The organism is Streptomyces sp. NK15101 (genome assembly GCF_020400725.1).
Classification (GTDB): Bacteria; Actinomycetota; Actinomycetes; order Streptomycetales; family Streptomycetaceae; genus Streptomyces.
On sequence record NZ_JAINVG010000060.1, the window covers coordinates 1 to 13,342 of the forward strand.

A 13,342-nucleotide genomic window follows, 5' to 3' on the forward strand; every position below is an offset into this window, starting at 1 on the left:
GCCGCCCCCCCCGGGCCCCCCCGGCCGCCCGCCCCCCCCGCCCCGGCCCCCCCGGCCCCCCCCGCGCCCACGCCCAGCGGGGGCGGCTCCCCCCCGGGCCCCCCCGGGCCCCCTCCGCCCCCCGCCGCGCCCACCACCCCCGGTGAGGTCACCACGGCCCCCGCCCCCGCCCCGTCCGCCACCCCGGAGGGTGATCTCGCGGCGACCGGTTCGGCCATCGGGCCCGGCGCGATCGGCGCAGCCGTGGCCGCCGTCGCCGTCGGCGGCGGCTTCCTGGCCTTTGCGAAGCGCCGCCGCCGCGCTTCCTGAGGGCCTCCGGGCCGGTGACGTGTCTCGGCCATCTCCACGGCGAAGTCCCGACGGGGTGCTGACGTCACATCAAGGATGTGGCTAACATCACGCCAACGCCGGCAGTGCAGCCGGGCCGTTGAGGAGGTGCGTGTGCGGTCTGCCCGGAATTCACGTGGTGGGAAAGTGGGCGTCTGCGGAATCCGCACCTCCTGGAACACCGTCGGAGACGGCGAGTTCTTCTGCGAGGAGTGCGGGGGCGACCGCAACTACCGGCGGCGCACCGGCCGCCGCAGGTTCGCCGTCCTGGGCGTCCCCGTCCTGCCCCGGGGCTGTACCGGCCCCGTCGTCGAGTGCGCGGCCTGTCACACGCACTTCGGCACGGAGGTGCTCGACCACCCGACGACGAGCCGCTTCTCCGCGATGCTGCGGGACGCCGTGCACACCGTCGCCCTCGCCGTCCTCGCGGCCGGCGGGACCGACTCCCGCGAGGTCCTGGACCGGGCCGTCACCGCCGTCCGGTCCGCCGGCTTCGACGAGTGCACGGCCGTCCAGCTCGTCGACCTCGTCGAGGCACTGGAGGCCGACACCGGACGCTTCATGCCCGAGGTGAACCCCGAGGGGGCGCTCCTGTCGATCGAGCTCCACGAGGCCCTGGAGCCGCTCACCCCGCACCTCGCGCCCGCCGGCCGGGAGGCGATCCTGCTCCAGGCCGCCCGGATCGCCCTCGCGGACGGGGCGTACACCCCCGCCGAGACGGAGGTCCTCGGGACCGTCGGCAACGCCCTCGCGCTCGCCCCCGAGGACACCGTCCGCCTCCTCGACTCGGCCCGGACCGTCTCCTAGGGCTTCCCGGAGCCTCCCGGACCTCAGGGGACGATGTTCTGGTTCAGCCGGAACACGTTGTCGGGGTCGTACCCGCGCTTGACCGCACGCAGCCGGTCGTAGTTCTGGCGGTAGTTCACCCGCACCCGGTCCTGGTCGTCGGTGTCCATGAAGTTCACGTAACCGCCCTCCTGGGTGTGCGGGCGCAGCGCCCTGTCGTAGGCGCGGGTCCAGGCGATGTTCCGCTCCGAGTCCCCCGGGTCGGCCCACGTGCCGCCGAAGGAGTGCGAGAAGGCGGCGTCCCGGTAGGCGAACGCGGTCTCCTCCGGTCCCACCTCGTGGCAGGCGCCGTCGATCGGGAAGATCGCCGTGTCCGACTCCATCGACGGCATCGTCGCACCGAACTCCATGTGGGCCGCGATCGCCCCGTCCGACAGTTCGCGGCTGAAGTTGCCCTTCCAGTAGTGGTAGAGCCCGGGCGGCAGCTGCTCGTCGAAGAGGGTGTTGATCACCGGGTACGGCATCCGGTCCATGAACCGGCCGATGACCGGCCCCAGCCCGTCCAGGCGGGCGAGGACCTTCTCGTCCTCCGCCGGCGAGCCGCTGAAGCAGGTGAACGCGACGCAGACCGGGCGCCCGTGCCACCGCTCCGGCAGGAACGGCTCCTCCGGGCCCAGCGACAGGACGAGGATCACGTTCAGCTCGACCGGCGCGGCGGCGTTCAGCTCCCGCCAGGCGCGGGCCACGTCCCCGTCGAGCGGATAGCAGGTGATGCCGCCGAAGACCACGTCGACGGGGTGCAGCCGGTACGCGAGCGAGGTGACGACACCGAAGTTCCCGCCGCCGCCGCGCAGCGCCCAGAACAGGTCGGGGTTCCGGTCCCGGTCGCAGGAGACGAGCGTGCCCTCGGCGGTCACCACGTCCGCCGCGATCAGGTTGTCGCAGCTCAGGCCGCAGCGCCGGGCCAGGTGCCCCATGCCGCCGCCGAGCGTCAGGCCGCCGAGGCCGGTCGTGGAGATCACTCCGCCGGTGGTGGCGAGCCCGAAGGCGTGGGTCGCGTGGTTGAAGTCGCCCCAGGTGGCGCCGCCCTCGGCCCGCGCCGTACGGGCCTCCGGGTCGACCCGGACGCCGCGCATCCGGGACAGGTCGACGACGAGACCGTCGTCGACGGTGCCGAAGCCGGCGACGGAGTGGGAGCCGCCGCGCACGGCCAGCGGGAGCTCGTGCTCCCGGGCGTACAGCACCGCCGCGATCACGTCGCCGGCGTCCACGGCGTGCACGACGACGGCCGGGTGGCGGTCGTGCAGGGCGTTGTAGACCCGGCGGGAGACGTCGTACGACGGGTCGCCACGGGTCACGACGGTGCCGCGCACGGCACCGCGGAGCGTGTCCAGGGGGTGGGTCGTGGTGGTCATGCTCCCGGTGTAGCCCGCCGTCCCCGGGACGCGCATCGCCGGAACGGCCCATGGGCGGGGCGGGACGGGATGGGCGATTCGACCCACGCCCCCGTACGGCCGCGCGCCCCCGGGAACGGCACCCCCGCCGCACGAGCGCCGCGCCCTGCTGGGCGGCGCCCCGGCCCACCCGCCGTGTGGGCACCGCGCCCGGCGGGGCGGCGCCCCGATCCCCCCGCCCGTGTGGGCACCCGTCCCGCTGGGCGGGACGGGTGGGCACACGGGACGGCGCCCATAGCGGCGCCTCCGCGTCCCGCGCCTGGACCCGCACCACGAGTGCGCCGTACCTGCCGGTGCGGGTTCAGGCTCGGGAGCCTCGGGCGCCGGCAAGGGCGCCGTCCGTTGTGCCCACCCGTTCCGCCCCAGCGGAACGATTGCCCACAACGGGGTGCGGGGTGGGCGTCGGCCCGGCAGAGCGACTGCCCACAACGGGGGTGAGGGGGTGGCCGTCAGGTCAGGTCGTGGGCGTAGGCGTAGGCCGTGGCCGCCGCCCGGGACCCGACCCCCAGCTTCGCGAAGATGTTGTTCAGGTGCCGGGCCACCGTGTGCTCACTGATCACCAGCGCCCGCGCTATGTCCCTGTTCGTCCCGCCCGAGGCGACGAGCCGCAGCACCTCCGCCTCCCGCGCGGTCAGCCCGCCCGGCAGCCGCCGCCGCGTCCCGCGGGTCAGCAGTGCCGCCGCCCGCCGGGTGTCCGGCGCGGCCCCCAGCCGTTCGAACACCGCCCGCGCCGCGCCCAGCTCCAGACGGGCCGCCTCCTCGTCGCCCACCGTCCGGTCGGCCGCCGCGAGCAGCATCCGCACCTGCGCCGCCTCGTACGGCACCCGCAGCTCCAGCCAGCCGGCGAGCGCCCGGCGCAGCAGCCGCAGCGCGGGCTCCGGCCGGGCCTCCGCCAGGGCCACCGCGCCCCGCGCCGTGTCGGCCATCGCCCGGAGCAGCGGTACGTCCCCGGCCAGTACCTCCAGCTCCGCCGCCGCGCCCGCCGCCCCCGGCACGTCCCGGACGGCGAGGGCCACCTCGGTACGGGCGGCGAGCAGCCGGGCCCGGCCGAGGAGGTCGTGGCGGGGGTCGCTCTGGCAGGCCAGCGCCAGGCCGACGCCGGCCACCGCGGCCTCGGCCCGGCCCTGGGCGAGGCGCAGCAGCGCGAGGCCCGGCTGCGGGATCCGGCCCAGCGCGTGGGCGTGCGCGTACGAGACGGCGGCCTCCTCCAGACGGCCCTGGCGCCGCTGGACGTCCCCGGCCGCGTAGTACGCGGCGGCCGCCGCCTCCAGGCAGTCCACCGGCACCTCCCGGCACGCCTGCCGGGCCTCCGCCTCGGCGAGCGCCCACGCCCCGAGGAGGTCGAGCACCTCAACCCGGTGCGCCCGGCACACGCCCCGGAAGGGGTTGTCGCCGGAGGGCGTGACACCGAGCGGCGGCGTCCCCTCGTCGCGGCGGCCCGTCCACGGCGGGGCGCACCACTCCATCGCCGCGTTCGTCCATTCCACGGCACGGGCGAAGTCCGCGGACTCCATGCACTGGGTGATGGCCAGGCAGTACAGGAAGCCCGTGAACGTGCCGCTCAGTTCGCCCGCCGTCACCGCGCACATCGCGTCGTCCAGGTGGGCCAGGGCCTCGGTGCGGCGGCCCTGGGCGAGGAGGGCCGCGGCGGTGGCCTGGCGGGCGAGGGCCAGCAGGTCGGGGCTTTCGGCACGGAGGGCGAGGCGGGTCATGCGGCCGGTCGCCGCGAGGGCCGCCGCGTGGTCGCCGCGCGCGGTGGCCTCCTCGGCGTCCGTCCAGGCGAGGAAGCAGTGCTCGGGGCAGGCCGGCAGGCCCTCCAGGTGGTGCCGGGCGCGGTGCAGCCAGCCGGCGGCGGCCGCGGGCCGCCCGAGTGCCGCGTACTCGTAGTGGAGCCACCACGCGGCGAGGCCGGCGCCCCTGTGGTCATGGGCCGCGACGTACGCGGCGTGCGTCCGCAGCCGGGCGGCGACGGACTCGTCGACGTGTCCGGACCACCAGGCCGCGTCGGAGAGGACGTCGAGGTCCTCGGCGGTCAGGGCGCGCGTGGGGTGCCGGTCGGCCTCGCGCAGCAGCGCGTACGCCTCGGCCCAGGACTCCCGGGCCGCCGCTGACCGCGCCCGCTCGACGGCGGGGGCCTGTTCGAGGGGGACGGCCATCGCCGCTCACTTCCCTTCCGGACCCTTCCAGAATATGAGCGGGTACGCCCCCGGGCCCGTCGGCCGGAGACCCGGGGAAAGGGCCGGGCCCCCACCGGTACGCGACCGGTGGGGGCCCGGAGACCGGAGCGGGTCCGTCAGCCGAGGTCGACGCCGGACGCGCGGAGCATGTCCTCGCGCTCGACGATCTTCACGCGCTCACGGCCCTGTGCCTCGCCGAGGGCCTTCTCGGCGGCGTCCAGGGCGTACCAGCCCTCCCAGGTGGTGTACGTGACGCCCTTGTCCTCCAGGAAGGACACGACCGCGTCCTCCTCCGGGGTCTCCGGCGTGAGCAGGCGCCCGTTCGCGAAGTCGTCCAGGAGGTTCGCGACGGTCTCGTTGGCGTCGCCCTTGGTGTGGCCGATGAGGCCGACGGGGCCGCGCCGGATCCAGCCGGTGCAGTAGGTGGAGGCCATGTGCGCGCCGGTCTCCTCGATGACGCGGCCGCCCTCGTCCGGGATGGTGCCGGAGACGGCGTCCCAGGGGATCTTGGGCAGCTCGTCGGAGAGGTAGCCGACGGCGCGGTACACGGCCTGGACGTCCCAGTCCGTGGTGGTGCCGGTGCCCTTGACGTTGCCGGTGCCGTCGAGCTCGGTGCGCTCGGTGCGCAGGCCGACGACCCGGCCGTCCTCGCCGAGGATCTCGACGGGGGACTCGAAGAAGTGCAGGAAGAGCTTGTGCGGGCGGTCGCCGACGTCGCGGATCGCCCAGTTCTCCAGGGTCTTGGCGACCATGTCGGTCTGCTTGTTCTTGCGGCGCTCGGCGATCGAGCCCTCGTCGTAGTCGATGTCCTCGGGGTTGACGATGACCTCGATGTTCGGCGAGTGGTCGAGCTCGCGCAGCTCCATGGGGCTGAACTTGGCCTGCGCCGGGCCGCGGCGGCCGAAGACGTGGATCTCGACGGCCTTGTTGGCCTTGAGGCCGTCGTAGACGTTCGCCGAGATCTCGGTCGGCAGGAGCTCGTCCGCCGTCTTGGCGAGGATGCGGGCGATGTCGAGCGCCACGTTGCCGACACCGAGGACGGCGACCTTCTCGGCCTCCAGCGGCCAGGTGCGCGGCACGTCCGGGTGGCCGTCGTACCAGGAGGCGAAGTCGGCGGCGCCGTACGAGCCGCCCAGCTCGACGCCGGGGATCTTCAGCTCGCGGTCGAACATGGCGCCGGTAGAGAAGACCACCGCGTCGTAGAAGGAGCGCAGGTCGTCGAGGTGGACGTCGGTGCCGTAGTTCACGTTGCCGAAGAGGCGGACCTGCGGCTTGTCGAGGACCTGGTGGAGGGCGGTGATGATGCCCTTGATGCGGGGGTGGTCGGGGGCGACGCCGTAGCGGATCAGGCCGAAGGGCGCGGGCATCCGCTCGAAGAGGTCGATCGACACGCCCGGCTCGGCGGCGGCCTCGGACTTCAGCAGCGCATCGGCGGCGTAGATTCCGGCGGGGCCGGCGCCGACGATCGCGACCCGGAGGGGGCGGGGCATGACGGGGTTTCCCTTCGCAAGCGACGTGGCGGCGAGGCCGCCGACACTTAGGACACCCTAAATAACTCGTCGCGCGGAGGAGTACCCGCCCCCGGTCTATGGCCTCATAAGGTGAACTTATGACTTCCATAAGCAGGCCTAGGCGGTTCCGGTGATCGCCTCGGGGTCGACGAACGCGACGACGGTCAGGGCGATCAGGGCGGCGAAGCCGATCAGCGCGAAGAGGGCGAAGAACAGTCCGAGCGCGAGCTCCCCGCGCCGGAAGAGGGCGGTCCTCGGCAGGACGACATCCCCCGGGTCGGCGGGGTCGTAGCTGACCTTGACGGCGATGCCGCCCGCCCAGGTGAACACGTGGCGGATCAGGCCCGCCGGGTCCGTGTAGAGGTACATCCCCGGCCTGTCCGGGACCTCGGCGGCGAAGGCCGTGATGCCGTGCCGGATCAGGCGCCACTCGCGGTACCAGTTGGCCAGCGCGTTCGCGCCGATGGCGAGGGCGGCCGTCAGGACGAGGCCCGCGGGTATGAGGGCGGCCATGGCGGCCGGCACCCCGGCGACGGCGACGAGCACGGACGTGACGACGATCAGGCCGAGGGCGCCGGCCGACAGCCACATGATGCGCCGCAGTTTCCTCGTCCGTCTGCTCAGCGGCAGCGTGCGCGTCTCGACGAGCATGGTCCCGTCGGCCGTGGTGTCCCGGCCCGCCACCCCGGGGAGGGCGGCGTTCACGGTGTCGGCGAACATGGCGGCCGCCGCCGCGCTCGCCCCGGCGACCCGGTGCGCATAGCGCGTGGCCCCCGCGGGGGCCGTCAGCTCGACGGTGACCGACCGCCCTTCGGCCCGTATCCGCTCGATCGCCGCCAGCGGGATGCGCGCCTCCTCGTGCGGGGTGCTCAGGAGCACGGCGTCGCCGTCGAGCCGGAGGGAGGTCTTCCTGGCGCCCTCGACGACGGGTGTGGACGGGGTGATCGACATGACGGAGATCGTAGGGTCCGGTCACGCGCCGCAGAAGCCCTCCGGGGCCGCGGGTTCAGTGCCGGAGGGCGTCCATGACCAGCCACCCGATCCCGTAGAGGCCGCCGCCCGCCGCCCCGCAGCCGACGAGGGTCATCAGCGCCATCATGCAGCGCACGTACAGGCCCTCGCGGTGGACGGCCGTCTTCGGGTCCCGCGGGTCGTAGGACACCTCGACCGATGCCCCGCCCACGTTGTGGTCGTAGGTGTGGGAGGCGCCCCTGGTGTCGGTGTAGCGGTAGACCCGGGTCCTGTTCGTGTGGTGCGAGAACTCCGCGACCACCGTGATGCCGTGCCTCGGCAGGTGCCACATCCGGTACAGGCCCCGGCCCATGACGTGCACCAGGAGGACACCGACGGCGACGACCAGGAGCGCCGGCCAGAACAGACCCGCGCTTCGGGCCCCGCCGGCCGCCCCGAGGAACACGTCCAGGGCGAGCACCGGCACGGCGGCGCCGATCGCGAGCGGCCACCGCCGAGGAGCGGCCGCCTCGACCGCGCGGGTCGTGACGAGTTCCGCGCCGTCGTACGCCTCCTCCTCCGGCAGCGCGTCGTTCACGGAGTCCGCGAACGCGGTCGCCGCGGCCTCGCTCACGTCCTCGACCCGGTAGACGACCGGCTCGGCCCCGTTCGGGGCGGTCAGCTCGACCTCGACGGTCCGCCCCCGCGCGTGCACCACCGCGATCGCCGCCAGGGGTATGTGGTGCCCCTTGTCAGGGAGCCCGAGCGTGACGGCCCCTCCCGCGAAGCGGAGCACGGCGGAGCCGCTGCCCCGCAGTACGAGGGAGGGGGACGTCGTCATCTCGCCACGCCGGCGACGAAGGCGGCCCAGGCGGCGGCCGGCACGATCAGGACGGGCCCGTCGGCGACCTTGCTGTCCCGGACCGGCACGATCCCGGTGAAGTCGTACGAGACCTCGACGCAGTTGCCGCCCTCGCCGTTGCTGTAGGAGCTCTTGAACCAGCGGGCGTTGCTCAGGTCGTACTCGCGCATCGTCTGAAGTCCTCCGCCGCCGATTCGATCAGGGCCTGGGACGCCTCCGGCGACAAGGCGGCGACCCTGAGCAGATCGTAGGCGCGCTGTGCACGCTTCACCACTGCCGGATCGTCCAGGAGCGTTCCCGAAAACGAGGTCTCCGTATAGGCCGTTGGCGGCTGGTCATCGAACTCCATGAGCCGGAGTGAGCCGTCCATGGAGGCGTGTGCTCCCGCCGCGCGGGGCACGACGGTCACCAGCACCCACCGCTGCCGGATCAGCGTCGCGATGTGCCCCAGTTGCTCGGCCATGACCAAGGGGCCGCCGACCGGGATGCGGATCGCGTTCTCGTGCAAGGTCACCCAATACTCGGGCCTTGTAGCGTCCGCGAGGATTCTCGCCCGCTCGATTCGCGAGGTGACCTTCTCCTCGACGTACTCTTCCGTGGCGAACGGGTTGGCCGCCAGCGTGACCGCCCTCGCGTACGCATCCGTCTGGAGCAGACCCGGCACCACCAGCGGCGCGAACTCGCACAGCTTCGTCGCCACCCCCTCCAGCTCCGCCACCGCGCTGAAATAAGACGCGTACGGCGACTTGTCGATGAGCTTGCGCCACGTGCGTTCGAAAATACCGCCGGTTTGTAGGACTTCGTCGATTCGCCGCGCCACATCCAGCTGAGGCTTTCGGATTCCCTGCTCGAACAGGCCGATGTACGCCCCGGATACGAACACCCGTCTGCCCAGTTCGCCCTGCGAGAACCCCGCCGCCTCCCGGCGTTCCTTCAGGAGCTCGCCGAAGAACTCCCACGCGTCCTGCTGCTTGCTTCTGGCCATGGATTAACTTCCCAACCCTACGCTGCAGTTGTACGACCTGCGCGTCTGCCGATTCTACGGATCTGCCCCCACTCTGGAGAGGCGAAGCGGGAAATGGATTCGGAAAGGCATACGTTGGTGAAGGAAGACATCATGAAGACGACCACGGGGGCACTCGGAACCGCACAGGAGGCAGTGGCGGAATTGCGCGAGGCCCTCGCGAGGGCGGGAATCACGCTCCCCTCGCTCGGGCTCGACGTCGTCACCCTCGCCGCCGAGCCCCCGCGGCCGCTCGTGGAATTGGGATGCTGCACGGTGGAAACGGCCCGGCTCCTCGCCGCCGCCGTACTGCCGAGGGAGGAGAGTCGCTCATGACGCTGCCCATCGGGTCGTACGTCGTCGAGATCCGCACCGGACGGGTCGGGAGGCTCATGGGGCGCGAGGGCCCTTATGTCCAGATCCGCCCGCTGGGCGGCGGGCGGGAGTGGGACGTGGAGCCGGAGGGGGTGCGGGAGGCCACCTCGGCGGAGCGGCTGAGGGCGGCCACGGCGCACGTCAACGCCCGCAGCCGCGGCGAGGTCTCCTGAGGGTCCCGCCCCGGGGCTTCCCGCCCCGGGACCCCGCCCTCCGGCTCCTGCGCCCGCTCGGGTGAACGCCGTCCGGCGGGCCGTTGGTCCATCCGCCGCGCCCGCGCTGCACGCGCCTCGCCGCACCGGTTACGTGGTTGCCGCGAACCAGTTCGCGTTCGTCGACCACGAAAGGAGACGAGGTGTTCGGCATGGTGGGACGAGGCCGGGTCGCGAGACCGGCGTACCGGCTGGCGGCGGTGTCCGCGGCGACGGGGGCATTGCTCGCGGGGGGACTCACGGGGGCGGAGGCGGCGGAACCGGAGGGGCGGTACATCGTCGTCCTCGACGACTCGGCACGCGGCCGGGCCGACTCGGTCGAGCGGGCGCACGGCCGGGACCACGGGGTGCGGGTGGGCCTCCGGTACCGGCACGCGCTGGTCGGGTACTCGGCGGTGGTGCCGGAGTCCCAGGTGGCCGCGCTGCGGGCGGACCCGAACGTGAAGGCGGTCGCCCCCGACCGGCCCGTGCACGCCACCCAGCAGGTGCTGCCGACCGGCGTGGACCGGATCCAGGGCGACGCGAGCAGCGCACTCGCCGGGAACGGGACGGGTGCCGTCGACACGGCGGTCGCGATCCTCGACACCGGCATCGACGAGCGGCACCGCGATCTCAACGTGGTCGGCGGGTTCAACTGCATGGACACCTCGCGGCCCAACGCGTGGCGGGACAACAACGGCCACGGCACCCATGTGGCCGGCACGGTCGCCGCCCGGGACAACGGCGACGACGTCGTCGGGGTCGTGCCCGGCGCCCGGCTGTACGCGGTGAAGGTGCTCGGCGCCAGCGGCGGCGGATTCACCTCCACCATCGTCTGCGGGCTCGACTGGCTGGCGCAGAACGCCGCCACGCTCGGCATCAAGGTCGCGAACATGAGCCTCGGCGGCGAGGGCACCGACGACGGCAACTGCGGGTTCACCAACCAGGACCCCGAGCACCAGGCGATCTGCCGTGTGGTGAACGACGCCGGAGTCACGGTCGTGGCCGCGGCCGGCAACGAGACCGACGACCTCGCGAACCACACCCCCGCGGCCTTCGACGAGGTCCTCGCGGTGACCGCGATGGCCGACTTCGACGGGCAGTCCGGCGGCGGCGCCGCCGCGAGCTGCCGGACGGGGAACCAGGACGACACCGCCGCGAACTTCTCCAACTTCGCCGTGACCGTCGCGGACGCCGCCCACACCATCGCCGGTCCGGGCGTGTGCATCCGGTCCACGCGCAGGAGCACGGGCACGGTGGTCTACTCCGGCACCTCCATGGCTTCCCCGCACGTGGCCGGCACGGCCGCGCTGTGCCTCGCCACCGGGCAGTGCTCGGACCCGTCCCCGGCCGCCGTGGCCGCCCAGCTCCGTGCCGACGCCGCGGCCCAGTCCGCCTCGTACGGCTTCGCGGGCGACCCGAACGCTCCCGTCACCGGGCGCTACTACGGGCACCTCGTCCACGCCGGCGGTTATTGAGCCGCACCCCCCACGACGGAGCCCCGGGTACCGGCCCGGGGCTCCGTCGGCGTGCGCGAGAATGGAGGCATGAGTCTGTTCCGCGACGACGGCATCGTGCTGCGCACCCAGAAGCTGGGCGAAGCGGACCGCATCATCACGATCCTCACGCGCGGTCACGGCCGCGTACGCGCCGTCGCGCGCGGCGTACGCCGGACGAAGTCGAAGTTCGGGGCGCGCCTCGAACCCTTCTCGCACGTGGACGTGCAGTTCTTCGCCCGGGGGAGTGAGCTGGTCGGGCGCGGCCTGCCGCTGTGCACGCAGAGCGAGACCATCGCCGCGTACGGCGGCGGGATCGTCACCGACTACGCCCGGTACACCGCCGGCACGGCCATGCTGGAGACGGCGGAGCGGTTCACCGACCACGAGGGCGAGCCCGCCGTGCAGCAGTACCTGCTGCTCGTCGGCGGCCTGCGGACGCTCGCCCGGGGCGAGCACGCGCCGCACCTCATCCTGGACGCCTTCCTGCTCCGCTCCCTCGCCGTGAACGGCTACGCGCCCAGTTTCGAGGACTGTGCGAAATGCGGACTCCCCGGGCCGAACCGGTTCTTTTCGGTCGCGGCGGGCGGGGTCATATGCGGCGACTGCCGGGTGCCCGGAAGCGTCGTACCCTCTGCGGAGGCCATCGGCCTGCTCAGCGCGCTGCTCACCGGCGACTGGGCGACGGCGGACGCGTGCGAGCCGCGTCACGTCAGGGAGGGCAGCGGACTCGTGTCCGCCTATCTGCACTGGCACCTGGAGCGCGGCCTGCGCTCCCTGCGGTACGTAGAGAAAAGCTAGGAGAGACCACTCATGGCCATCGCACGACTCCTCGGGCGCCAGCGTCGGGAGTACAGGACCCCCGAGCCGCACCCGTCCGGCGCACGCCCGCCGAAGCTCCAGACCGAGCTGGTGCCGGAGCACGTCGCGATCGTCATGGACGGCAACGGCCGCTGGGCCAAGGAGCGCGGCCTGCCGCGCACCGAGGGGCACAAGGTCGGCGCCGAGCAGGTGCTCGACGTGCTCCAGGGCGCGATCGAGATGGGCGTGGGGGCGATCTCGCTGTACGCCTTCTCCACCGAGAACTGGAAGCGCTCGCCCGAGGAGGTGCGCTTCCTGATGAACTTCAACCGCGACTTCATCCGCAAGACCCGTGACCAGCTCGACGAGCTCGGCATCCGCGTGCGCTGGGTCGGCCGGATGCCCAAGCTGTGGAAGTCGGTCGCCAAGGAGCTCCAGGTCGCGCAGGAGCAGACCAAGGACAACACGAAGCTCACGCTGTACTTCTGCATGAACTACGGCGGCCGCGCCGAGCTCACGGACGCGGCGCAGGCGCTGGCCGAGGACGTGAAGGCGGGCCGCCTCGACCCGGCGAAGATCACCGAGAAGACCATCCAGAAGTACCTGTACTACCCGGACATGCCGGACGTCGACCTGTTCCTGCGGCCCAGCGGCGAGCAGCGCACCTCCAACTACCTGATCTGGCAGAGCGCGTACGCCGAGATGGTCTTCCAGGACGTGCTGTGGCCCGACTTCGACCGCCGCGACCTGTGGCGCGCCTGCGTCGAGTACGCCCAGCGCGACCGTCGCTTCGGAGGCGTCGACCCGGCCGACCTCGCCGTCCTCGACAAGGCCTGAGCCGGCCGTGGGGGAGGGGGTGGAGCTCGTCTACTCGGCCGAGTTCGCCGAGGTGAAGGAAGCGGTACGGGTGCGGCTGCGGGCCACGGTCTGGTGGCGACTGCTGCGCTGGGCGGCCTGGGCGGCCGGAGCGCTGGCCTTCGCTGCGGCGGGGCTCGTGCTGTTCCTGCCGGGCGACCCGGAACCGGCGGCCGCCGCCAAGATGATCGTCCTCGGACTGGTGGCCGCGGGCGCCGCCGAGCTGGTGCCCTGGACGACGGCCTACAGCCTCTTCCGGCTGATCGGCTCCCAGGGCGAGGCCCGGGCCGTCGTGGACGAGGAGGGGGGCCGCTGGACCACCCGGGACACCGACATGGTGATCCGGTGGGCGATGCTGCCCCGGTACGTGGAGACGCCCCGGATGTTCGTGCTCCTCACGGCCAAGCAGTCGGGCACGGGCTTCGCCTACCTGCCCAAGCGCGGCCTCGCCGACCCCGCCGACGCCGACCGGCTCCGGGCGCTCCTGGACCGGAGCACCGTCCGGGCCTGAGCCCCACGCGAAGGGGCCCGCACCGGATCGATCCGGTGCGGG

Annotated in this window: 14 protein-coding genes; 7 read left to right on the plus strand and 7 right to left on the minus strand. The window is 73.2% G+C overall.

Annotated elements, in window-relative coordinates:
* Positions 1-441: 441 nt before the first annotated feature.
* Positions 442-1,134, plus strand: a complete 693-nt coding sequence (locus K7G60_RS26890) for a TerB family tellurite resistance protein (protein WP_225803535.1) — start codon at positions 442-444, stop codon at positions 1,132-1,134.
* A gap of 23 nt (positions 1,135-1,157) precedes the next feature.
* Here K7G60_RS26890 and K7G60_RS26895 read toward each other — a convergent pair whose 3' ends face one another.
* The 7 genes from K7G60_RS26895 to K7G60_RS26925 form a co-directional block, all read right to left on the minus strand.
* Positions 1,158-2,528, minus strand: a complete 1,371-nt coding sequence (locus K7G60_RS26895; RefSeq protein WP_225803536.1) for an FAD-binding oxidoreductase — start codon at positions 2,526-2,528, stop codon at positions 1,158-1,160.
* Between the two features lie 488 nt (positions 2,529-3,016).
* A complete protein-coding gene (locus K7G60_RS26900; protein ID WP_225803537.1) occupies positions 3,017-4,723 on the minus strand; it encodes a LuxR family transcriptional regulator in 1,707 nt (568 codons plus the stop codon).
* A 137-nt stretch (positions 4,724-4,860) separates the two neighbouring features.
* On the minus strand, positions 4,861-6,234 hold the full coding sequence (locus tag K7G60_RS26905; RefSeq protein WP_225803538.1) for an FAD-dependent oxidoreductase: 1,374 nt from the start codon (positions 6,232-6,234) through the stop codon (positions 4,861-4,863).
* 138 nt (positions 6,235-6,372) lie between these two features.
* A complete protein-coding gene (locus K7G60_RS26910) occupies positions 6,373-7,206 on the minus strand; it encodes a hypothetical protein (RefSeq protein WP_225803539.1) in 834 nt (277 codons plus the stop codon).
* Positions 7,207-7,261: 55 nt separating this feature from the next.
* A complete protein-coding gene (locus K7G60_RS26915) occupies positions 7,262-8,047 on the minus strand; it encodes a DUF3592 domain-containing protein (protein ID WP_225803540.1) in 786 nt (261 codons plus the stop codon).
* Complete coding sequence (locus K7G60_RS26920; RefSeq protein WP_225803541.1) at positions 8,044-8,238, minus strand: DUF397 domain-containing protein; 195 nt, start codon at positions 8,236-8,238, stop codon at positions 8,044-8,046. Before K7G60_RS26920 ends, K7G60_RS26915 begins: the two co-directional genes overlap by 4 nt.
* Positions 8,220-9,053, minus strand: a complete 834-nt coding sequence (locus K7G60_RS26925; protein ID WP_225803542.1) for a helix-turn-helix transcriptional regulator — start codon at positions 9,051-9,053, stop codon at positions 8,220-8,222. The genes K7G60_RS26920 and K7G60_RS26925 overlap by 19 nt, the downstream gene beginning before the upstream one ends.
* 132 nt (positions 9,054-9,185) lie before the next feature.
* Here K7G60_RS26925 and K7G60_RS26930 point away from each other — a divergent pair, with 132 nt between their 5' ends.
* From K7G60_RS26930 to K7G60_RS39250, 6 genes are all read left to right on the plus strand, one after another.
* On the plus strand, positions 9,186-9,407 hold the full coding sequence (locus K7G60_RS26930; RefSeq protein ID WP_189801901.1) for a hypothetical protein: 222 nt from the start codon (positions 9,186-9,188) through the stop codon (positions 9,405-9,407).
* A complete protein-coding gene (locus K7G60_RS26935) occupies positions 9,404-9,619 on the plus strand; it encodes a hypothetical protein (RefSeq protein WP_225803543.1) in 216 nt (71 codons plus the stop codon). The genes K7G60_RS26930 and K7G60_RS26935 overlap by 4 nt, the downstream gene beginning before the upstream one ends.
* A 191-nt stretch (positions 9,620-9,810) precedes the next feature.
* Entirely contained in the window at positions 9,811-11,115 is a 1,305-nt protein-coding gene (locus K7G60_RS26940) for a S8 family serine peptidase (RefSeq protein WP_225803544.1), read from the plus strand.
* 69 nt (positions 11,116-11,184) lie between these two features.
* Positions 11,185-11,934 carry a DNA repair protein RecO gene (recO, locus tag K7G60_RS26945; protein WP_123452137.1) on the plus strand — a complete coding sequence of 250 codons (750 nt, stop codon included), beginning with the start codon at positions 11,185-11,187 and terminating at the stop codon, positions 11,932-11,934.
* Positions 11,935-11,946: 12 nt separating this feature from the next.
* Positions 11,947-12,771, plus strand: a complete 825-nt coding sequence (locus K7G60_RS26950) for an isoprenyl transferase (protein WP_225803545.1) — start codon at positions 11,947-11,949, stop codon at positions 12,769-12,771.
* A 7-nt stretch (positions 12,772-12,778) separates the two neighbouring features.
* Positions 12,779-13,300: a YcxB family protein gene (locus K7G60_RS39250; RefSeq protein WP_225803546.1), complete on the plus strand. Its 522-nt coding sequence runs from the start codon at positions 12,779-12,781 to the stop codon at positions 13,298-13,300.
* Positions 13,301-13,342 lie beyond the last annotated feature (42 nt).

Excerpts from the sequence above, each read along its gene's own strand:
- K7G60_RS26895 (WP_225803536.1), bottom strand. The coding sequence starts at position 2,528 with ATGACCACCACGACCCACCCCCTGGACACGCTCCGCGGTGCCGTGCGC.
- K7G60_RS26900 (WP_225803537.1), bottom strand. The coding sequence starts at position 4,723 with ATGGCCGTCCCCCTCGAACAGGCCCCCGCCGTCGAGCGGGCGCGGTCA.
- K7G60_RS26905 (WP_225803538.1), bottom strand. The coding sequence starts at position 6,234 with ATGCCCCGCCCCCTCCGGGTCGCGATCGTCGGCGCCGGCCCCGCCGGA.
- K7G60_RS26910 (WP_225803539.1), bottom strand. The coding sequence starts at position 7,206 with ATGTCGATCACCCCGTCCACACCCGTCGTCGAGGGCGCCAGGAAGACC.
- K7G60_RS26915 (WP_225803540.1), bottom strand. The coding sequence starts at position 8,047 with ATGACGACGTCCCCCTCCCTCGTACTGCGGGGCAGCGGCTCCGCCGTG.
- K7G60_RS26920 (WP_225803541.1), bottom strand. The coding sequence starts at position 8,238 with ATGCGCGAGTACGACCTGAGCAACGCCCGCTGGTTCAAGAGCTCCTAC.
- K7G60_RS26925 (WP_225803542.1), bottom strand. The coding sequence starts at position 9,053 with ATGGCCAGAAGCAAGCAGCAGGACGCGTGGGAGTTCTTCGGCGAGCTC.
- K7G60_RS26930 (WP_189801901.1), top strand. The coding sequence starts at position 9,186 with ATGAAGACGACCACGGGGGCACTCGGAACCGCACAGGAGGCAGTGGCG.
- K7G60_RS26935 (WP_225803543.1), top strand. The coding sequence starts at position 9,404 with ATGACGCTGCCCATCGGGTCGTACGTCGTCGAGATCCGCACCGGACGG.
- K7G60_RS26940 (WP_225803544.1), top strand. The coding sequence starts at position 9,811 with ATGGTGGGACGAGGCCGGGTCGCGAGACCGGCGTACCGGCTGGCGGCG.
- recO (WP_123452137.1), top strand. The coding sequence starts at position 11,185 with ATGAGTCTGTTCCGCGACGACGGCATCGTGCTGCGCACCCAGAAGCTG.
- K7G60_RS26950 (WP_225803545.1), top strand. The coding sequence starts at position 11,947 with ATGGCCATCGCACGACTCCTCGGGCGCCAGCGTCGGGAGTACAGGACC.